The sequence below is a fragment of the Xanthomonas sp. NCPPB 2922 genome, assembly GCF_041520885.1.
Classification (GTDB): Bacteria; Pseudomonadota; Gammaproteobacteria; order Xanthomonadales; family Xanthomonadaceae; genus Xanthomonas; species Xanthomonas campestris.
The window spans coordinates 90,210-109,080 of record NZ_JBGOFY010000009.1 but is presented as its reverse complement, the minus strand read 5'-3'; the positions used below and the strand labels follow the sequence as shown (position 1 = coordinate 109,080).

General features: G+C 67.1%; 19 protein-coding genes and 1 other RNA gene. 12 read left to right on the top strand and 8 right to left on the bottom strand.

What is annotated here, in order from left to right:
• Positions 1-11 precede the first annotated feature (11 nt).
• From ACD584_RS12120 to ACD584_RS12110, 3 genes are read left to right on the top strand one after another with little or no spacing between them, the layout of a single operon-like run.
• Positions 12-599: an RNA polymerase sigma factor gene (locus ACD584_RS12120; protein WP_040941583.1), complete on the top strand. Its 588-nt coding sequence runs from the start codon at positions 12-14 to the stop codon at positions 597-599.
• Positions 596-1,129 (top strand): hypothetical protein, encoded by a 534-nt coding sequence (locus ACD584_RS12115; protein ID WP_076036113.1) that lies wholly within the window; start codon positions 596-598, stop codon positions 1,127-1,129. The genes ACD584_RS12120 and ACD584_RS12115 overlap by 4 nt, the downstream gene beginning before the upstream one ends.
• An 11-nt stretch (positions 1,130-1,140) precedes the next feature.
• Entirely contained in the window at positions 1,141-2,025 is an 885-nt protein-coding gene (locus ACD584_RS12110) for a DUF4097 family beta strand repeat-containing protein (protein ID WP_076036112.1), read from the top strand.
• A 101-nt stretch (positions 2,026-2,126) separates the two neighbouring features.
• Here ACD584_RS12110 and ACD584_RS12105 read toward each other — a convergent pair whose 3' ends face one another.
• From ACD584_RS12105 to ACD584_RS12090, 4 genes are all read right to left on the bottom strand, one after another.
• Complete coding sequence (locus ACD584_RS12105) at positions 2,127-2,312, bottom strand: hypothetical protein (protein ID WP_008578219.1); 186 nt, start codon at positions 2,310-2,312, stop codon at positions 2,127-2,129.
• 189 nt (positions 2,313-2,501) lie between these two features.
• Positions 2,502-3,884 (bottom strand): Hsp70 family protein, encoded by a 1,383-nt coding sequence (locus ACD584_RS12100; protein ID WP_076036111.1) that lies wholly within the window; start codon positions 3,882-3,884, stop codon positions 2,502-2,504.
• 130 nt (positions 3,885-4,014) lie between these two features.
• A complete protein-coding gene (locus ACD584_RS12095) occupies positions 4,015-4,488 on the bottom strand; it encodes a peptidylprolyl isomerase (RefSeq protein ID WP_011036503.1) in 474 nt (157 codons plus the stop codon).
• A 157-nt stretch (positions 4,489-4,645) separates the two neighbouring features.
• On the bottom strand, positions 4,646-5,608 hold the full coding sequence (locus tag ACD584_RS12090) for a cation diffusion facilitator family transporter (protein WP_175611539.1): 963 nt from the start codon (positions 5,606-5,608) through the stop codon (positions 4,646-4,648).
• A gap of 118 nt (positions 5,609-5,726) precedes the next feature.
• On the opposite strand from ACD584_RS12090, the gene ACD584_RS12085 reads away from it, so the two are divergent.
• Entirely contained in the window at positions 5,727-6,062 is a 336-nt protein-coding gene (locus ACD584_RS12085) for a zinc ribbon domain-containing protein YjdM (RefSeq protein WP_050912344.1), read from the top strand.
• 138 nt (positions 6,063-6,200) lie between these two features.
• Here ACD584_RS12085 and ACD584_RS12080 read toward each other — a convergent pair whose 3' ends face one another.
• The gene (locus tag ACD584_RS12080) at positions 6,201-6,998 is read right to left on the bottom strand and encodes a DUF6491 family protein (RefSeq protein WP_175611538.1); all 798 of its coding nucleotides are present in this window, start codon (positions 6,996-6,998) and stop codon (positions 6,201-6,203) included.
• A gap of 361 nt (positions 6,999-7,359) precedes the next feature.
• On the opposite strand from ACD584_RS12080, the gene ACD584_RS12075 reads away from it, so the two are divergent.
• Positions 7,360-7,434: non-coding RNA, sX9 sRNA (locus ACD584_RS12075), on the top strand.
• 248 nt (positions 7,435-7,682) lie between these two features.
• On the opposite strand, the gene ACD584_RS12070 is transcribed toward ACD584_RS12075, so the two are convergent.
• Both ACD584_RS12070 and ACD584_RS12065 read right to left on the bottom strand, forming a co-directional pair.
• Complete coding sequence (locus ACD584_RS12070; protein WP_070692622.1) at positions 7,683-8,738, bottom strand: L,D-transpeptidase; 1,056 nt, start codon at positions 8,736-8,738, stop codon at positions 7,683-7,685.
• A 418-nt stretch (positions 8,739-9,156) separates the two neighbouring features.
• A complete protein-coding gene (locus ACD584_RS12065; RefSeq protein ID WP_040941578.1) occupies positions 9,157-10,251 on the bottom strand; it encodes an alkene reductase in 1,095 nt (364 codons plus the stop codon).
• Positions 10,252-10,495: 244 nt separating this feature from the next.
• Here ACD584_RS12065 and ACD584_RS12060 point away from each other — a divergent pair, with 244 nt between their 5' ends.
• From ACD584_RS12060 to ACD584_RS12030, 7 genes are all read left to right on the top strand, one after another.
• Complete coding sequence (locus ACD584_RS12060) at positions 10,496-11,704, top strand: MFS transporter (RefSeq protein ID WP_175611537.1); 1,209 nt, start codon at positions 10,496-10,498, stop codon at positions 11,702-11,704.
• 175 nt (positions 11,705-11,879) lie between these two features.
• Positions 11,880-12,056 (top strand): hypothetical protein, encoded by a 177-nt coding sequence (locus ACD584_RS12055; protein ID WP_011036510.1) that lies wholly within the window; start codon positions 11,880-11,882, stop codon positions 12,054-12,056.
• Between the two features lie 239 nt (positions 12,057-12,295).
• Entirely contained in the window at positions 12,296-12,751 is a 456-nt protein-coding gene (locus tag ACD584_RS12050) for a PA2169 family four-helix-bundle protein (protein WP_011036511.1), read from the top strand.
• A 403-nt stretch (positions 12,752-13,154) separates the two neighbouring features.
• Positions 13,155-13,757 (top strand): RNA 2',3'-cyclic phosphodiesterase, encoded by a 603-nt coding sequence (thpR, locus tag ACD584_RS12045; protein ID WP_042599345.1) that lies wholly within the window; start codon positions 13,155-13,157, stop codon positions 13,755-13,757.
• 35 nt (positions 13,758-13,792) lie between these two features.
• Entirely contained in the window at positions 13,793-14,395 is a 603-nt protein-coding gene (locus tag ACD584_RS12040; protein WP_076036109.1) for a hypothetical protein, read from the top strand.
• A gap of 177 nt (positions 14,396-14,572) precedes the next feature.
• The gene (locus tag ACD584_RS12035; protein ID WP_012438846.1) at positions 14,573-14,755 is read left to right on the top strand and encodes an oxidoreductase-like domain-containing protein; all 183 of its coding nucleotides are present in this window, start codon (positions 14,573-14,575) and stop codon (positions 14,753-14,755) included.
• 69 nt (positions 14,756-14,824) lie between these two features.
• A complete protein-coding gene (locus ACD584_RS12030; protein ID WP_076036108.1) occupies positions 14,825-16,198 on the top strand; it encodes a virulence factor in 1,374 nt (457 codons plus the stop codon).
• A 54-nt stretch (positions 16,199-16,252) separates the two neighbouring features.
• Here the strand turns inward: ACD584_RS12030 and mprF are convergent, their stop codons facing one another.
• On the bottom strand, positions 16,253-18,817 hold the full coding sequence (mprF, locus tag ACD584_RS12025) for a bifunctional lysylphosphatidylglycerol flippase/synthetase MprF (protein WP_076036107.1): 2,565 nt from the start codon (positions 18,815-18,817) through the stop codon (positions 16,253-16,255).
• Positions 18,818-18,871: the final 54 nt, after the last annotated feature.

Genomic DNA, 18,871 nt, shown 5'->3' with positions numbered 1-18,871 from the left:
TCGAACTGGCTATGCTCGATACCACCGTGCCCCCCGATGCCCCCGCTTGCGACAGCTCCGCCGACCGCGACGATGCGGCATTGGCGCGTGCAGCCGCGGCAGGCAGCCGTTCGGCGTACGAGACGATCTACCGCCGCCATGCGCCACGCCTGTATGCGGTGGTGTGGCGGCTGTGCGGCGGCAACGCCGCACGCGCCGACGATGCCTTGCAGGAGACCTTCATCGCCGCCTGGAAGGCCTTGCCGCAGTTTCGCTTTCAGAGTGCCCTGGGCACCTGGCTGCATCGGCTGGCGGTCAATACCGCCTTGATGGAGTTGCGTCGCCGCGCACATTCGCGCGATCACGAGCTCGACGATGCCGACGGCGAACTGCTCGCGGCAATTCCCGGTGCTTCGTCCTGCCAGGCCACCCAAATGGATCTGGAGCGCGCGCTGGAGACGCTGCCGCCACGCGCGCGCGCGGTGCTGGTGCTGCACGACATCGAGGGCTGGAAACATCATGAAATCGCCGAAGAACTGCAGATGGCGGTCGGCAGTTCCAAGGCGCAACTGCATCGCGCACGCGGCCTGTTGCGTGCGCGGCTGGGAGAACCCGTATGACCCAATCCCTTCCTCCATCCGGCACCGACGATGCGGCCTTGGTCGCGCGCCTGCAGGCCCTGCCCACGCAGCGCCAGCCGGCGCCGCAGCTGTGGGAAAACATTGCCGCCGCACTGCCGCCGGGCGACACGGTCGCGGCGCTGGCACCACGCCGGCAGCGCCGCGCATGGCAGTGGCCAGCGGCCGGCCTTGCGCTCGCGGCTGCGCTGGGAGTGATCGCCATCGCGCCTGGGCTTAAGCCTCTGCCGACCGCGCCAGCCCATGCAGCTGCGCCGCCAGCGCTGGTGATGCAGGCGCAGGCCCTGGCCGGGCAATACCAGCAGGCCATCGCGGCGGTTCCCGTGGAGCAGGCGCCGGCTGCATTGTTGCCGGCACTGAACGAGCTGGACCGCAGCGCGCAGTCGATCCACACCGCCATCGTGCAGAGCCCGCGCTCTGCGTTTTTGTTGTCGCAGTTGCAGCGCACCTATGCGAAGCGCCTGCAATTGACCCGTCTCGCCGCACAGGGCGAGGCCTACGTCCCCAGCTGAGGAAGCCACCCATGCGCTACGCCACCTTATCCCTGTTGTTGTTGAGCGCCGTCTGCGCACTGCCCGCCGCGGCCCAGACTGCGGTGAAGCAGACCCATCCACTGGCGCGCGGTGGGCGCGTGGAGATTGAAAACATCGCCGGGCAGGTACGCGTGCGTGGCTGGGACCGCGACGAGGTGTCGTTGACCGGCACGCTTGGGCCGGGCCAGCGGCTGGATGTCAATGAAAGTGCCGACCGGCTGCAGTTCGAGGTGATCTATCCGCGCAGCAGCCGTAACGGCAACGGGGCGCAGCTCGAACTGCGGGTGCCGCGCGGCGCGGTGTTGCAGGCAGAGGTGGTCAGCGCCGGTCTGGATGTGGATCAGATCGATCTGGCGCGGCTGCAGCTCAAGTCGGTCAGCGGCGAGGTGGTGGCCGCCGGGCGCGCCAAGGAAGCGCGTCTGGAGTCGGTCAGCGGCGATGTGCGCAGCACCGTGGCCACCACGCGTTTGAACCTGAGCACTGTCAGCGGCGAGATCGCGGCGCCAAGCGGTGCCAGTGGCCAGGTGAGTGCCGAGTCGGTGTCCGGCGATATCAACCTCAGCACCGGGCAGGTGGCGCAGCTGCGTGCGCAGAGCGTATCCGGCACAACCGGGCTCAAGGTGGCAGGCCTGGCGCCGGGCGGCAGTATCGCGGCGGAAAGTGTGAGCGGAGAGATCGCGCTGGGCGTGCCGCGCACGGTATCGGCGGCGTTGAACATAGAGGTCTTCAGCGGCGACATCCGCGCGGTGGCCGGGCGGGTCGAGCGGCCGGAGTACGGCCCAGGCAAGAGCCTGAAAACGACACTGGGCGCGGGCAATGGCGACATCAAACTGGAGTCGCATTCCGGCTCGGTGCGGGTCGATTACGGCAACTGAGGTGTTGCAGATCCGCTGAGGGCAGCTGCCTGTGGCACCGGCAACCTCGCATGACAGTGCAGCACGACGTGCCGCCCCGCAGGGCAGCACGTCGGTCGAACTCAGGCGCTCTTGTCGCCGTCGTTACGGGCGGGGCCGAAGTTGGTGGTGAGCACTTCGATCCGGCCGCCGGTCTTGCGAAACGCGGCGATGTCGGCAGCGATACGCTCACGGCTGAGCGGCTGCGACTTACCTTCGCTGCGAGCGATGCTGGGCTGGGATTTCTGCTTGGTCGCGGGACGTGCCATGTGGCCTCCTGTAGCGGGGAAGTGCAAGGACACCGCGTGCGGCTAGGGTGCGCGCGCGGAAGCGGTGTCGAAGAGTGCGATCACGTTCGGTGCGTGGTCACGGCGGCACGGCGGAGCGTGCCTTGCAGGCAAGACGGCGGTGCGTCCGGCAGCAACCGCGCAGTCTAGTCGGGGTGATGTAGAGTTCCGTTAAACGACTGTGGGCTGGGCCTCGCCGGCACTCGCGGTGGCCCAGGCCAAGCCTTGCACCACGCCGAACGAAGGGTCGCCATGGACCAGGCGCGAGGCCGGGAACGCTGCTGCCACGGTGTCGCGGATATAGCCGGCGCGCGACATGCCGCCGGTCAGGAACACCGTTTCCGGCGCGGCGCTCAGGTCTGCGTTGACCTGGGCCAACAGGCCTTCCAGTTCACGCAGGTAACTGGAAGCGGCCCCGACCAGGGCGGCCGCGTCGACGTCCACCGTCAGGTCGCGCTCGATGAACTCCAGCGCTGCGCTGTGCCGGTCGTGCTCGCTCAACGCAATCTTGCAGGCTTCCACGCCGCGGTACAGACGCGCGGTATTGCCAGTGTCCTGCAGGGCCTTCAGGCGACGGTCGAACGGTGCAGGCACGTCCTGATACTTGTGCAGCCGGAATTCGCGCTGGCGCGTCATGTCCTGCACCATTGCCGCCTCGACGTAGTGATGCGCCGGGACACGCGTGATGCCGCGCCCGAACAACGGCATGTAGGCGGCCAGGCTCAAGGCCAGGTCGATGTCGGTACCGCCGCGCGCGATGCCCCACGCGCGGTGCACCTGCGGTGGCGCGCTGCCGCCCACGCTGGCATGCGCGACATCCGTGGTGCCGCCGCCGATATCCACCACCACCGTGTCGTGCCGGGTGGCATGGCTGACGTGGTAATGCATTGCTGCGGCCGCAGGTTCTTCGAGGAAATCCACCTGGTCGAAGCCGGCGGCGATCGCTGCGGTCTGCAGGATCTCCAGCGCCTGCGCGTTGCCGGCCTCGCCGATGGAGCTGCGAAATTGCACCGGGCGGCCCAGCGTGGCGCTGCGGATGTTGTGATCGAATTGCTGCGAGGCGGTCAGCCGGATGTGTTCCAGCACATGCGTGGCAATGCCGGTAATGGTCTGGCGCGCGCGCGGATGCAGGTTGTAGCCCAGCATCGACTTGGGGCTCTGCACCAGGTTGCCTTCGCCTTCCAGGAAATACGCATCCAGCGCTTCGTCGCCATAGACCGCGTTCTGCAGCAATGCCGCGGAACTGCGCGGCGCACGTACTTGTTCTTCCATCCATTGCCGGCGCACCACCCGCAGGGCGTCGCGGCGCAGGCTGTCCTGGCTGGGACTGCGCCCGGCGGCGGCCGCGTCGCGGCGTCCGGCATCGATCAGGCGTTCGAGTTCGTATTCCAGCGCCGGCGTCAGGCTGAAATCGTCCGGGTCACGCATGATCTCGGGGAAATACACGGTGGTGCGGAACTGCAATGCCTCGCCAAAGCGCACCGGGACCACCTTGCCGTCGACGATGGCCGCCGCGGCGGAGTTGCTGGTACCGAAGTCGATGCCGAGTTTCATGCGGGCGCGCCTGTGAGCGGGCCGCGCACTTTACTACGGCTGCCTGCCTGCCGTTGCGGCAGGCCTCACGGCCGGTCTGCGGCCTACGCTGGCGGGAGCGCCGCGCACCACTGGCGCGCGGCGCAGCGCCTCAGGCGGCGATGTCGGTGACGTGGCCCTGGTCGAGTTCTTCGGTGGTGGCCTCGCGCACCGCGGTCACTTCCACGGCGAAATGCAGGGTTTGCCCGGCCAGCGGGTGATTGCCGTCCACGGTGACCTGCTCCGGGCCGACCTCGGTGACGGTGACCATCACCGGCCCCTGCTGGGTGCGCGCTTCGAACTGCGCGCCCGGAACCACGTCCACGTCACTCGGGAAGGCTTCGCGCGGCACGTGCTGGATCAGTTGCGCATGGCGCGGGCCGTAGCCCTGTTCCGGCGCGACATCGGCGGTGAGCGTGTCGCCGGTGCGCTTGCCGTCCAGTGCCTGTTCCAGGCCCGGCACGATGTTGCCGGCGCCGTGCAGATAGCTCAGCGGGGTGTCGGGCGTGGAGCGATCGAGCACCTGGCCACTGTCATCGGAGAGGGTGTAGTGAATGGTCGCAACGCGACCCTGGGTGATTTCCATGGGAAACCTCCATTGATTGAGTACGAGGGGAGTGCATCGGTCAGATCACGATGCGAGACGATGGCGCACCACAACGGTAGGCAATCGATACAGCCGATGCAACCGCGACCGCGCGTGCGGGTTACGGCAGGATCAGCTTGGTGCACAAGCGTCTGCGCTACTCGGCCTGCGCGCCGCGCTCGATCTGCGCACGCCGTGCACACCAGGTTTCCGGCGTCTGCGGCTTGACGAACAGGGCGGTGACTTCGGGATGTTTCTGTTTGGCCGCCGCTTCGATGCGGCCGATGCAGGCTTCGATCTGCGGCGTGGTGCGGCTGTCTTCGAATTCGGCGCTGAGCGCTGCAACCACCTGGTTGGGGCCCATCTGCATGGTGAGAACGCCATTGGCCGCGCGCACGTCTGGATCGGCTGCGGCGATGGCCAGCAATGAGTCGGTCACGTGCGCATGTGCGGGTTCGCCAATCAATAGGCCCTTGGTCTCACGTGCGAGCAGAAACGCCGTGAACGCCAGCACGAAGGCAATGCCGATGGAGGCGATGCCATCGAGCTGGGGCATGTTGAACAGCTGCGCGCCGGCAACGCCCAGCAACGCCATGAACAGGCCGACCAGCGCGGCGCTGTCTTCCAGCAGCACGGTAAAAGTGCTGGGGTCCTTGCTCTGCCGAAACGCCTGGAAATAACCCATGCGCCCCTTCTTGGCGCGGAACTCGCGAAACGCCACCACCCACGAGATGCCCTCGAACACGATCGACACACCCAGCACGCTATACGCCAGCCAATGGCTGCTGGCCGGTTCGGGATTGCGCAGATGCACGATGCCTTCGTACAGCGAAACGCCGGCACCCATCGCGAACACCAGCAGCGCCACGATGAAACTCCAGAAATACAGCTCACGCCCGTAGCCGAACGGATGCGTGGGCGTGGGCGCACGTGCCGCGCGGCGCAGGCCGTACAGCAACAGCACTTCATTGATGGTGTCCACCAGCGAGTGCACGCCTTCGCTGAGCATGGCCGAGCTGCCGGAGATGCCGGCGGCGATGAATTTGGCCACGGCGATGGCCAGATTGCCTGCCAACGCCACGTAGACGACCAGATGCGAACCACTGGGCTTGCTGGACACGGGCAACCTGCGACAACCGGGGGAGGCGACGCACTATCGCGCCGCTGCCGTGGCCGATGCGTGATCGCGGCAGGCTGCGGCTACAATCCACGCCCTCTTTGTGTTCGTAAGGAAGCCCATGTCCACCGCGCCCGCCTGTCCGCAATGCAGTCTGGACAACACCTATGCCGATGGCGCGCTGTGGATCTGCGCCGATTGCGGTTTCGAGTGGAGCGCCGCCGAGGCGCCCGCTAACGCGGTGGTCGTGCGCGACAGCAACGGCACTGTGCTCGACGCCGGCGACACCGTCACCGTGATCAAGGATCTCAAGGTCAAGGGCTCGTCGATTCCGCTCAAGCAGGGCACGGTGATCCGCAATATCCGCCTGGTCGAGGACGATGCCGAGCACATCGAAGGCAACTCCGACAAGATCAAGGGTCTGGTGCTGAAGACCTGCTTCCTGCGCAAGGCCTGAGCCGCGATCTAGAGCGCTTGTTGGATCTGGAACGCGTTGTAGGAGCGCGCTTGCGCGCGATGGGGTGTTACCGGTGACGCTCCATCGCGCGCAAGCGCGCTCCTACGTCGGCGGGTGTATATCGCGACGTTGGACGACTCAATCGCGCGGATACACCGCTGCGATGGTGCAGCTCTGGCGCAGGCGGGCGAGCATCCCGCCGCGGCTGGTGGCGAACTCGCCTTGCTGGCCGGAGCCGGCCGCCGCGCCGGCCAGGCTGAGCTCGTCGAGCACGGTCACCTTGTCGCCTGGATTGCCGCAGATGGTATTGATGCCCATGCCGGAAACAAACTGGATGGGCGGCGCGCCGCTGAGCTCACGGCAACTGTCCAGGAGCTCCACACGGTAGTACCGGTGTGTGCAGGGATGGCGCGCGGAGACTTCGACCAGCAGGCCATCGGGGTCCTCCGACCACGAGCGCAGCATGCTGGGATTGAAACAATAGCTGGAAGAACCGGCGAAGTTGCGGCGGCGGCTCTGCCGGACGGTCACCGGATCCAGCGTGGCGGTGCCATCGGTTGCGCGGTAACGCGCGATGCTGGCGTATGTCCGTGCATCGATCGGTTCCACCTGGGTAATGGCGCAGCGCTGCGTGCCGGTGCCCACAAACGCGGCCGCGCCGTTGCAGACCCAGCCATGCGCAGCCAGTAACGACGCGCCGGTCTGGTTGGCAATGTCGGGGCAGTCCTCGGCCAGGCGCAGGCGGAACAGGCGGCCTTGCTGGCCGGTCACCGCCAACGTGCGGGCATCGGCCTGCTGCAGTTCGGCCACCTGGCGTGCATCCAGGCAAGTGGCGTCGGGCGCAGCCGGGCGCATCTCATCGGCGCGCGATGGCGACGCGGCCGCGTACAACGCGGCACACAACAGGGCGAGCCATCGTTGGCGCATCACGCACATCCTTGGCAATGAAGTGACTGCATCATTACCGCGCTGCGCCGGTGTGGCAATCGCGACTGCAGCGTTGGTTGGGGAGGAGAACGGTGGCGTATTTAGCGGTCTGGAGGCACGGCGAAGCGTGCGTGCGCCGCTGCGCATCCGCTGCCTGACTACCACGTGGGAGCGTGCTGCTTGGCGCATGCTGTGGCGCGATGTGCAGAGTCACGCTGGATCGTTCGCGGCGGCCAAGCCGGCGTTGAGCGCGGCGACCGTGGCAGTGATCGCGGCCTTGAGCTGCAGGGTGGCACGCGCAACGACTTAGAGCAGCTATCAAAACGACTGCGCAGCCGCCAGGCGGGCGCGGCCAGTGCTCGGAATCGGCATGTACCCCCGTACATTCCGGTTCCTCCGCGCGGTCCGCACCCACCTGACGACTGCTCGCTACGTTTTGTTAGCCGCTCTTACTGAAGTTCCAACCATTCGGTTGGTCGGACGCCACGCCGCTTGCGCGTTATCGGGGCAGTCGATAAGCCGCTGACTGCCGTAGGCGAGTTCGCCACCACGCCGCTCGGTGTGCTCTGCTGCAACTTCGTCGAAGGCGACTACGTGCGCACCCCGACCGATGTCGCTTCGGTCATGCCGTGCGTCATTCCGGTACGCCGTAGGTCGAGGTATCCCGGCGATTCTCACCGGCCATTGCCCGCGCTAGGGTGCTTCCGGCGGATCCGAATCCAGCACCTGCAGTTTGCCGCCAGTGGTCTCCGGCAGGATGTGTTGATCGGTGGCCACCAGCACCACGCCCGGCGTCAGCAGCGGCAGCAGGTTGGCGAGAAAGGCCGGCGGCACCTGCAGCCGCGCGATGGTGTTCGCATCCAGCGCCTGCCCAGCGGCCGCTGCGCTGCCGGGAATGCCGATGCGCATCCAGTTGGGCATGCGCACGCCGGGCAGCCCTGGCACCTCGCCGGGCAAGAAGCCCTGGCCAACGATGAAGGCCTGCGTGCCCAGTGGCGCGGCATCGGCAGGTGCGTGCAGCACCGCGCGGGCGCGGCCGATTTCCACCCCGTTGCGATACACCGCCAGTTGCTGGTCGCTGCTGCTGACCAGCATCGAGATCGGCCCGGTGGGCGCAAGCTCGGGCTGCCAGGCATAGGTCTGCCCGCTGGGCAGCGGCAACAGCGGGCGCTGTGCACCGGTGGAGGGGTCGATCGGGCTGAGCGCGCGCGGGTGCACCACCGCATCGGCATCCACCCCGGCCTGCGCCACAACCACCACCATGCCCATGTTGGAGTTGTCGAACAGCAGGCGGGCGAACTCGGACGGCAGATGCACGCAGCCATGCGATTCCGGATAGCCGGGCAGGCCGCCGGCATGCAGCGCCACGCCATCCCAGGTGAGCCGCTGCTGGTAGGGCATGGGCGCGGCGTTGTAAATGCTGGAACGGTGGTCCTTGTCCTTTTGCAGGATGGTGAACACGCCGGTAGGCGTCTCGTGCCCAGGCTTGCCGGAGCTGATGGTGGACACGCCGATCAGGATGCCGTTGCGATACGCATAGGCGCGTTGCTCGGTGAGGCTGACGATCACCGCCATCGGCCCCCAGCCCTTGCTCACGCCACCCCAGATCCATTCACCGGGCTTGAGCTGGCCCGGCGGGGTTTCGGCAGGGCTGGATTGGCGCGCGCCCCAGAACGGCACCGCAGCTGCCTGGTCGCAGAACAACAGTGCACACAACAGCAGGGCAGGGAGTAGGCGGCGCATGGGCATTCCCGAAAATCATGTCGCACGATCCTAGCCGGGCTGCGCGTGTGCGTCATGTGCGCGCAGGTTGTGGTGGCGCTTTAGGCGATGCGCTGTTGGTTGCTGATGTCGGTGCGAAGACGACGGTTGAAGGGCGCGGGAGCCAGGTGCGGTCTGCCATGCGCTGTCGGTGTCCACCGTGCGCGTTGCGACGCAGCGTGTGCAGGTTGGGCGTGGCACCGGCGTTGCCGCCCGGTGTTGTCGTGCATGCGTAACGGCACCGGCGCGCGATCAGCGCTATCGCAGTCATCTGTGTCGATGAGCCACGCGCGCGTGTGCTTGTGACTTGCTGCGTTTGTTTGCAGCGGCAACACTCGGCTGCGGCTGCTCAAAGAAAAAACGCCGCTACCCGATCACCACTCGTGGCGACCGGGCAGCGGTGCGGTTACGCCGGCAGTGCCGGGTAGTCGGTGTAGCCTTCGGCGCCGCCGCCGTACAGCGTGGCCTGGTTCGGTTCCGCCAGCGGCGCGTCCTCGCGCAGGCGGCGTACCAGGTCCGGGTTGGCAATGTAGGCACGGCCGAAGGAGACCGCATCGGTGTCGCCACGGCTGATCGCCTGTTCGGCCATCGCCTTGTCATAGCCGTTATTGCTGATCCATGCGCCATCGAACTTGGCCCGCAGTGCGGTGTAGTCGAAGGCGATGTTGTCGCGCGGGCCGCCGGTGGCGCCTTCGATCACGTGCACGAAAGCCAGCCCGCCGATCAGGTTCAGCCGCTCCACCGCGCGCTCGAACAAGGCCTGCGGGTCGGAGTCGTGCATGTCATACACCGGCGTCACCGGCGAGAGCCGCACACCGGTGCGCTCGGCGCCGATCTCGTCGGCAATGGCCTGCACCACTTCGGTGAGCAGGCGCGTGCGGTTTTCGATATCGCCGCCGTAGGCATCGGTGCGCTGGTTGGAACCGTCGCGCAGGAACTGGTCGATCAGGTAGCCGTTGGCCGCGTGCACTTCCACGCCGTCGAAGCCGGCGTCGATGGCGTTACGCGCGGCTGCGCGGTAGTCCTCGATCAGCGCGGGAATTTCCTCCAGCGCCAGTGCACGCGGCTCGGAGACATCAGAAAAGCCCTGCGCGGTGAAGGTCTTGCCGGTGGAGCGGATGGCGCTAGGGGCCACCGGCACTTCGCCCGGCGGCAACAGGCTGGTGTGCGAGACGCGGCCCACGTGCCACAGCTGCAGCGCGATCTTGCCGCCCTGCCGGTGCACAGCATCGGTGACCGCGCGCCAGCCTTCGACCTGCGCGGGCGTGTGGATGCCGGGGGTATCCAGGTAGCCTTGACCGAGCGGGCTGATCTGGGTGCCTTCGGCGATGATCAGGCCGGCAGTGGCGCGCTGGGCGTAGTACTCCACCGCCAGCGGCGACGGCACTGCGCCAGCAACGGCGCGGTTGCGCGTCAGCGGCGCCATGATCACGCGGTTGGATAGATCCAGCGCGCCCAGGCGCACCGGCGAAAACAACGGGGAAGGAGTGGAAGTGGACATCGGTCGCCAGGTTGAAGGAGAAAATGCGTACGTCGCGATCTTGCCAATGACGTAGGCCTCCCAGCGATGGTGGCGGACTGATCTGTATTCGAGGCTGCACCGATGGGACAGTGCGTCTTTTGTAACGTGTTTCAGCGCATTCTGTGATGTGTCACGAGGCATGTGCTGAACCAAGGCGATGGCGCGCCTTTCGCTAGATGCTGCATTGCACAATAATGGGCGGCTCGCCATTGTGGACCCGGGCATGTCTTCCAACGATGCTTCAACGCCGCGCGTGCCTCGCCGTGACTACGTGCTGATCCTGCTGGCACTGGCGATGGGCGGGTTTGCCATCGGCATCAGCGAGTTCTCCACGATGGGCCTGATGACGCAGATTGCGCACGGGCTGCACATCAGCGAGCCGCAGGTGGGGCATGTGATCAGCGCGTACGCACTGGGTGTGGTGGTGGGTGCGCCGCTGCTGGCGATCCTGGGTGCGCGCTGGCCGCGACGCACCTTGTTGCTGCTGCTGATGGTGTTCTATGCGCTGGGCAACCTGGCCAGCGCATTGGCGCCGAGCTACCACACCATGTTGCTGTGCCGTTTCATTGCCGGCCTGCCGCATGGGGCGTATTTCGGTGTGGCCTCGTTGGTGGCGGCGTCGATCAGCCCGCCCAACCAGCGCGCCACTGCGGTGGGGCGCGTGTTGCTGGGCCTGAGTGTGGCGCTGCTGGTCGGCAACCCATTGGCCACCTGGCTTGGCCAGAGCCTGAGCTGGCGTTGGGCGTATGCGGCGGTGTCGGTGATTGCGCTGGGCACGGTCGCTGCAGTTGCGGTGCTGCTGCCGCCGGCACCGGACGAACCGCGCCAACAACCCCTGCGCGAGATGCGCGCGTTCAATCAGCCGCAGGTGTGGTTTGCGCTGGCAATTGGCGCGGTAGGTTTTTCGGGCATGTTCTGCGTCTTCAGTTATCTGGCGCCCACGCTTACCGCCGTGACCGGTGTGGCGCCTGCGCGCATTCCGCTGGCCATGGCGGCCTTCGGCGTAGGCGGCGTGCTCGGCAGCATCCTTGGCGGGTGGTTGTTCGACCGCATGCAGTTCCGCGCGGTGCCGGTGTTGCTGGTGTGGTCGATCGTGGTGATGTTGACCTTCCCGTTGGCGGCGTTGTCGAGCAGTTGGGTGTTCGTGTCGATCGTGGCGGTCGGCACCATGGGCGCACTGGCGCCGGCCCTGCAGACCCGGTTGATGGACGTGGCCGCAGAAGCGCAAACCCTGGCCGCCGCGTCCAATCATGCCGCGTTCAACACCGCCAACGCCTTGGGGCCGTGGCTGGGGGGCATGGCGATCACGGCGGGGTGGGGCTGGACCTCCACCGGCTATGTCGGTGCGGCCACCGCACTGGGCGGTTTGTTGGTCTACAGCTGCGCGGTGTGGCAGGAACGTCGCCAGCGCGCGCTGGCAGGCAGCTACTAAGAGCGTCTAACAAAACCTGGCGGCTGCGCAGTAGTTTTGATAGCTGCTCTAAGTCGCAGCGGCGCTGCATGCGATATGGCGCCGCGCAGTTGCAAACGCGCACATGCAGCGCTGCACGGCTAGCTCACGGCGCGCTGCCGAGACTGCTGGTTTCCAACACAGTGAGCGTGCCGCGGTGACCACTCCGACTCCACCACCCTGGACGCGTGCAGCGCCCAAGCGCCGTACCGGCAGCACGCCGTTGAGCGATGCACAGAAGGCTGCAGCCAAGGCGCGCGCCGATGCGGCGGGGCGGCGCTATCCCAATCTGGTCGACAACATGTGGGCCAGCAAATTGCCCAAGGACGGCTGATGCATATCACTTCAGTCCAGGCCGCTTGCATTGAATGAATCGATGTTCATGGCAGGCACGGCCGCGTGAGGACAGCGGGGCAATCACTCACACACGGCTTATGGCGGCAAGACCAGGATGAGGCCGTACACAGCGACACCGCAGTGACACGGAAAGATTGAAACCCCTTTCTTCCGCCGCAGCGCATCACAGTAACGAGCGTGCGCAGCGCTGGACCACCTGCAACACAGGAGTGACATATGAGCATCCAGAGCAAGACCGAGCATAGCCTCAACGACCTGATCGCCATTTCCCGCGATGGCAAGGACTTCTACGAAGAAGCCGCAAGCAAGGTGGGAGATGCCGAACTGGCAACGCTGTTCCGCCGCATTGCAGGCGTGAAGTCCGACATCGTCAGCAACCTGAGCAGCGTGGTTGCGTCGGTCGGCGGCAAGCCGGAAACCCACGGCACCATGGTCGGCAGCATGCAGCAGTTCTACGGCAAGGTGCGCGCCACGCTGGGCGACACCAAGTACGGCTACGTGGCCGAGCTGGAAGAGTCCGAAGACCGCCTGCTGAAGGCGTTCGACGAAACCATCGCCGACCAGGACACCCCGGCTGCCGCACGCGATGCCGCGCTGCGCCTGCTGCCGGAAGTGCGCGCTTGCCATGACGTCATGCGCAACCGCAAGCACGCAATGAAGAGCGCTGCGTAATACGACGGCGTGACCGGATGCGCCGCATGGTGCAGCTTCGGGAAGTCAACGATAGAGGCGGAAACGGGTAGCGCGAGCTGCCCGTTTCTTTTTGTGTGGGTGCTGGCGAGTTGTCCTGAGTTGTTGCGTGGTACGAGCAGTGCTACGGGCATGTGTCGCGTATGGCCGGCAGCACTTTGTCGATGCGCAGCGCGCACGTCGCTCGCCTTGGGTGACGCAGGCGATGTGGCACGTCGCGTCATCTACGTTGCGCGTGTCGATGCGTTGACGACCCCAGTCACCCAGCATCAGCGCTGTCATCAGCAAGCACCAACACGCCCTGTGTTCTGCAGCGTGAGCGGTTCTGCTAGTATCCGCCGCCCTTGTTCAGGCAGGCCGGCGCCCGCGGTCGTGGATTGATCCCATGCAGCAGCAATTCCTGTACCTGTCCTCCGCCGAAGCGCAGCTGTCGCTGGGCCTGGGCGAAGAAAAGACCACCGAGCGCCTGTTTTTTGCGGTGATGGCCGATGCCGCCACTGCCACGCATGCCGCACAGATCGGCAGTGCGCTGTTGCAGGCCGGGCTGGTCGAAGGCAAGCCGCTGGCGCCGGAGCGCTTGCATGTCACCTTGCATCATCTGGGCGATTACGCCGGCGGCCTGCCCCCATCGCTGGTGGCGCGTGCCAGCCAGGCGGCCGAACGCGTGGCGCAGCAACCATTCGAGGTGGAGTTCGACCGCGTGGGCACATTCGGCGGGCGCCGCTCGCAACTGCCGTGCGTGTTGCGTGGCGAAGAGCAGGTGCGCGGGCTGTACGACCTGCAAGGCGCGCTGGGCCGGCAACTGGCGCACGTGGGCATTGCCGGCGATGCGCAATACACCCCGCACATGACCTTGCTCTACTGCAATCAGTCGCTGCCGCAACGCCGCTGCGACCCGTTGCGCTGGACCGTCACCGACTTCGCCTTGGTGCGCAGCTTTCTTGGCCAGTCGCGTTACCAGATCGAAGGGCGCTGGTCACTGCGCTGATGTGCACGCCGGCATCAACGCGTTAGCCTGCGCGCATGGACTCCACACCGCTTCCGTTATTGCCTGACCATCTGGCCGCGCTGGAACAGGCCTATGCCACGCCGCCACGCGCCTACCACCACTTCGGCCACGTGCGGGCCGTGCTGCAGCATTACGCCGAGGTTGCGGCAGGGCCAGGATGGCAGCAGCCGGTGGAAGTGTGGCTGGCGGTGCTGTTCCACGATGCGGTGTACGTGCCCGGCCGCAGCGACAACGAAGCCCGCTCGGCCGACTGGGCGCTGGCCTGTATTCCGCAATGGTGGCCGCAGGCGCCGGTGGACCTGGCCCGGGTCCAGGCGCTGATCCTGCTCACCGCCCGGCACGGCCAGCTGCAGCCGCAGGACGTGGATGCCGACGCGGCGCTGTTCCTGGATTGCGATATGGCCATTCTTGCTGCGCCGGCCGAGGTCTTCGACGCCTACGACCGCGGAATTGCCGAGGAATACCGTGGGGTGGTGCCCAGCCTGCTGTTCCGGCTCAACCGCGGCCGTTTCCTGGCCGGGCTGCTCAAGCGCCCGCGCATCTTCCTCAGCGATGACTTTCACGCGCGCTGCGATGCCGCCGCGCGTGCCAACCTGCGCCGACGGCTGGGCCGCTAGGCTAAACGCAGCGATCAACACGATTGCGCAGCCTCCGGGCGGGCGCGGGCTGCGTTCGAAATCCTCACTTCCCCGCACGCTTGGCTTCCGCCGCGCTGTGCGCACCCGCCTGATGATTGCTCGCTCCGTTGCGTGAGCGTTCCAAGGCCCAGTCAGCGTGCGCGGTACACTTGCCACATGCACGACGGCGCTTCTTCTCACCACGATCCACGCCCGCAGCCGCCGCAACCGCCGGGCCCCAACGAGTGCTGCGAGAGCGGTTGCCCCCTGTGCGTGCATGACCTGTACGCCGAGGAGCTGGCGCGTTACCGCGCTGCGCTGGCTGCCTGGCAAGCACGCCAGCCTGCGGCTGCGCCGTGAGCGAAGCAACGCGCTTCGCGGCAGCACGTGGAACGATTATCTTTGGCCCACTCTTCCCGATGGTGCGACATGCGACGACTTGAGATGTGGAGCGCGCTTTGCGGCGCGGCGGCAGTGGCGCTCTCCGGCATGGCCGCCGCACAGGCACCGCAGGCGGTCAGCCACGGGCGTTTCGAGCAGATTCCGGTGCTGATGCCCAAGGGCGAGCCACAACGCGTGGTGATCTGGCTGGCCGGCGACGGCAATACGGCCACCCGTAAGGCCCAGGCCGAAGCGTTGCGTGCCGACGGTGCAATGGTGGCGCTGGTGGATACCGCGCATCTGTATGGCGTGGTGCGCAAGGATGGCGGCACCTGCGCGTTCTCGGTGGGCGATGTGGAGAACTTCTCGCGCTACCTGCAGGCCTTCTATCACATCCCTACCTATCGGCTGCCGCTGCTGGTGGGCGATGGCGAAGGCGCCGCGCTGGCCTACGCGATCGCTGCGCAGGCCAAGCCGCACACGCTCGCCGGCGTGCTGACCGACGGCCTGTGCCCGGCGGCGGTGTCCGATCAGGCGATCTGCCAGCCGGGCGTGCGCCCGGGCAGCAACAGCCTGGTGCCGGCGCCGTTGCAGATTCCGTGGGTGCTTGCCAGCAGCCAGGGCACGCGCTGCCCGTCCACTGCCGAAGACGCCTTCCTCAAGCAGATTCCGCAGGCCCGGACATTCCGGCGCTCCAAGCAGGGCGATATTTTGCCGGGGCTACGCGCAGCGGCGCGCTCGCTGGGCGAGCAGAAAGGCGTGGCCTTGCCGCCACCGCCGGGTGGCCTGGAAGACCTGCCCGTGGTCGAACTGCCGGCCCGGGGCGATGGCGACAACGACGACGACACCTTCGCCATCTTCGTCTCCGGTGACGGCGGCTGGGCGGGGCTGGACGAGGAGGTTGCCGATGCGCTGGTGGCGCAGGGCATTCCGGTGGTCGGCCTGGATTCGCTGCGCTACTTCTGGAGCGAACGCACGCCGCAAGGATTCGCCACCGACCTGGACCGCATCGCGCGGTTCTATGCGCAGCGTTGGCAGCGCCGGCGGGTGGTGCTGATCGGCTTCTCGCAAGGTGCCGACGTGCTGCCGGCGGCCATCAACAAGCTGCCCGCACCCACCAAGCAAAACCTGCGCATGACCGCGCTGTTGTCGGTTGGCAAGCTGGCCGACTACGAGTTCCATGTCAGCAACTGGCTGGGGTCGGACGACGACGGCTTGCCGATCGCCCCGGAAGTGCAGCGCCTGCCGCCTGGCATCACCGTGTGCATTTACGGCCAGGACGATGAAGACGCGCTGTGCCCAAGCCTGCCGGCGGAGACGGCCAAGCGCGTCGTGCTGCCGGGCGATCATCACTTCAAGGGCGATTACGCGACTTTGGCGAAGGTGATCATGGAACAGCTGCACGCGCTGTCGAAACCGTAACGAGCAGGGCAGCGCACCGCGTGATCGCACGCGGTGCGCGGGTCAGTTATCGCGTCAGTCCTGCCGGCCCGGGTCTACCGAGATCAGCCGAGTGACATCCAGCAGCGCGGCGGGCAGATGCATGCCGCCGGGCGCGACCAGATAGCGTGGGCGCCAGGTCGGTGCGAACTTGGATTTGAAGCGGCGCAGCCCGCTGAATCCGTAGAAACGCTCGCCATGCCGCGCCACCAGGCTGGCGAAGCGATTCCAGCGGCCGGCCAGCCGATGCTCGGCCAGGCCCGACAGCGGTGCCATGCCCAGCGAGAAGCGCGTGTAGCCGTTGGCATGGCCCCACAGGAACAGCTCGATAAACAGGAAATCCATGGTGCCCTTGGGTGCCTGCGCGCTGTGCCGCATCAGGTCCACCGACAACTCCCCGCCGGCCGGCGCGCACCACACATTGGCGAACGCCACGATCTTGCCCTCCGCCTCGGCAACCGCCACCGGAAACCGGCGCAGGTAGTCCGGGTCGAAACTGCCCAGCGAGAAGCCTTTCTCTTCTCCGGCCTTTTCGTCCAGCCATTGCTCGGAGACCTCGCCCAGCTCTGCCATCACCGCATCCACCCGTTCGGGCTGCAGCATGCGGAAGCTCAGGCCGCCGCGCTTGCCGCGGTTCCAGGCCTGGCGCAGGTCGGCGCGGTCGCGGCCTTCCAGGGTGAAGCCCTCCAGCGGCACGATCGCTTCTTCGCCCAGCTTGACCAGGGTCAGGCCCATGTCCAGATAGGTCTGCCAGTATTTTTCGCCCACCTGGTAGAACACCGGGCGCAGGCCCATGTGGTCGGCCTCTTCGCGGAAGCGCCAGATCAGTGCACGCGCAACCTCCGGCGGCCCGACCGGGTCGCCCATCGAGATCAGCGAGCCGCCGTAGCGCTGCATCATCACAAAGCCCAGGCCCTTCTCATCGCGCAGGAACGCCTTGTCGCCGGTGAGCGCCAGGCAGGCCTGGGTGTCAGTGCTGCTGGCCAGTACCGGTGCCAGGGCCTGCAGGGCCTGCGCATCGGCTGGCGGCATTGGCCGGCGACCGCCGCGCAACAGGCGTGCGGTGCCGAACAGGACCACGCCCACGCACAGGATCAGCAGCGCACGCAGCGCACGCGGCGCATTGGCCGAGGTGGCGAACTGCCACCACAGGTCGTTGCTGTATTCGACATGGCTGTAGACGAAGAACAGCAGCCAGAACGTGGCCACCAGCACCAGCCCCAGATTGCTCAGCCAGCGCCACGACCAGGCTTCGTCCAGCAGCGCGCCCTGGCGATAGAACTCCCGGCGTGCCGCCCACAATGCCACTGCGGCCAGTGCGGCCGACAGCGACACGGAGATATGGCTGCCGCGCAGCAGCGACAGCGGCGGCAGCAACACGCACACGCCCAGTGCCAGCACCCAGGCCGAATGGCTGCGGCGTTGCAGGCCCTGGCCGATCAGCAACAGCAGCATGCCGCCCAGGCTGACCAGCAGGTGCGAGGTCTCGATCAGCGGCAGCGGCGCCACCTCCTGACGTGCGCGTGGCGTGGGCAGGGTGCCGTCGATCACCAGCGCCGCACCTACCGCAAACACCGCCAAGGCCAGGATCTGCGGCAGCCACGGCCGCAAGGTCTTCCACACCGTGCGTGCGGTGCTGGCGCTGGCGCGCACCGGTGCACGCAGGCCGGTGGCCGCGGCCATGGCCACCGAGATCAGCAACGGCACGATGTAATACGTGACCCGGTACGCCAGCGCGGCCGCCAACACCGCCGCCGGGGTGACATGCGGCAGCAGCTTGAGCAGGCTCCACTCGAACACGCCCAGGCCGGCCGGCACGGTGGAGATCAGCCCGGCCACCACCGCCACCAGCCAGATGCCGATGAAGCCGAAATAGCCGGTGCCCGGATCGGGCGGCAGCAGCACGTAGAACGCCGCCGCGGCCAGGCCCAGTTCGACCACGCTGAGCGCTGTCACGCCCAGCACGGTGGTGCGGTCGGGCAGCCAGAAGCGATGGCTGCGGATGCCGAATTCGCGTCCGTGCCGGCCCACCAGCACCAGCATCGCCAGGTAACCGGCCAGCAGCGCGATGCCGGCGATGCGAATGCCTTCGGCGGCGATCGGCAGCGCACGCGCCGCCGCTTCGGGTTCCAGCATCAGCGCAATGCCGAGCAGCACCCAGGCGCCGAAGATGAAGCCCAGCGTGCTCATCAGCACCACCTGGCCGATCTCGGCCAGGGTCAGCCCCACGCTGCCGTAGCCGCGCAGGCGCACCGCGCCGCCGGTGAGTGCCGCAAAGCCCAGTGTCTGGCCCACCGCGTGCGCCATGAAGGCGGTGATGCCCACCCGCGCCGGATGCAGGCGCTTGCCGGTGCGCTTGAGGCCCACCCAGTCAAAGCCCACCAGGCACGCATAGCTGCTCAGGCCAAGCAGCAAGGTGAGCGCGATCTGGCCGGCGCCGAGTGCGCGGAACGCCTGCCGGATCTGGCGGTAGCCGTGATCGGTGAATTGCGAGGACAGCGCGTGCAGCGCCATGGCCAGGATCGCCAGGCTGATGATCACGGGCAGCGCACGGCGCCAGCCGCTGGCGGTCGCTTCGGAAGGCACGGGGGTATCCGTCATGGGGGCAACGGGATCTGCTGAAAGGAGGGGAGTGCGCACGCGCCGCGGAGGCAG

Excerpts from the sequence above, each read along its gene's own strand:
- ACD584_RS12120 (WP_040941583.1), top strand. The coding sequence starts at position 12 with ATGCTCGATACCACCGTGCCCCCCGATGCCCCCGCTTGCGACAGCTCC.
- ACD584_RS12115 (WP_076036113.1), top strand. The coding sequence starts at position 596 with ATGACCCAATCCCTTCCTCCATCCGGCACCGACGATGCGGCCTTGGTC.
- ACD584_RS12110 (WP_076036112.1), top strand. The coding sequence starts at position 1,141 with ATGCGCTACGCCACCTTATCCCTGTTGTTGTTGAGCGCCGTCTGCGCA.
- ACD584_RS12105 (WP_008578219.1), bottom strand. The coding sequence starts at position 2,312 with ATGGCACGTCCCGCGACCAAGCAGAAATCCCAGCCCAGCATCGCTCGC.
- ACD584_RS12100 (WP_076036111.1), bottom strand. The coding sequence starts at position 3,884 with ATGAAACTCGGCATCGACTTCGGTACCAGCAACTCCGCCGCGGCGGCC.
- ACD584_RS12095 (WP_011036503.1), bottom strand. The coding sequence starts at position 4,488 with ATGGAAATCACCCAGGGTCGCGTTGCGACCATTCACTACACCCTCTCC.
- ACD584_RS12085 (WP_050912344.1), top strand. The coding sequence starts at position 5,727 with ATGTCCACCGCGCCCGCCTGTCCGCAATGCAGTCTGGACAACACCTAT.
- ACD584_RS12080 (WP_175611538.1), bottom strand. The coding sequence starts at position 6,998 with ATGTGCGTGATGCGCCAACGATGGCTCGCCCTGTTGTGTGCCGCGTTG.
- ACD584_RS12070 (WP_070692622.1), bottom strand. The coding sequence starts at position 8,738 with ATGCCCATGCGCCGCCTACTCCCTGCCCTGCTGTTGTGTGCACTGTTG.
- ACD584_RS12065 (WP_040941578.1), bottom strand. The coding sequence starts at position 10,251 with ATGTCCACTTCCACTCCTTCCCCGTTGTTTTCGCCGGTGCGCCTGGGC.
- ACD584_RS12060 (WP_175611537.1), top strand. The coding sequence starts at position 10,496 with ATGTCTTCCAACGATGCTTCAACGCCGCGCGTGCCTCGCCGTGACTAC.
- ACD584_RS12050 (WP_011036511.1), top strand. The coding sequence starts at position 12,296 with ATGAGCATCCAGAGCAAGACCGAGCATAGCCTCAACGACCTGATCGCC.
- thpR (WP_042599345.1), top strand. The coding sequence starts at position 13,155 with ATGCAGCAGCAATTCCTGTACCTGTCCTCCGCCGAAGCGCAGCTGTCG.
- ACD584_RS12040 (WP_076036109.1), top strand. The coding sequence starts at position 13,793 with ATGGACTCCACACCGCTTCCGTTATTGCCTGACCATCTGGCCGCGCTG.
- ACD584_RS12035 (WP_012438846.1), top strand. The coding sequence starts at position 14,573 with ATGCACGACGGCGCTTCTTCTCACCACGATCCACGCCCGCAGCCGCCG.
- ACD584_RS12030 (WP_076036108.1), top strand. The coding sequence starts at position 14,825 with ATGCGACGACTTGAGATGTGGAGCGCGCTTTGCGGCGCGGCGGCAGTG.
- mprF (WP_076036107.1), bottom strand. The coding sequence starts at position 18,817 with ATGACGGATACCCCCGTGCCTTCCGAAGCGACCGCCAGCGGCTGGCGC.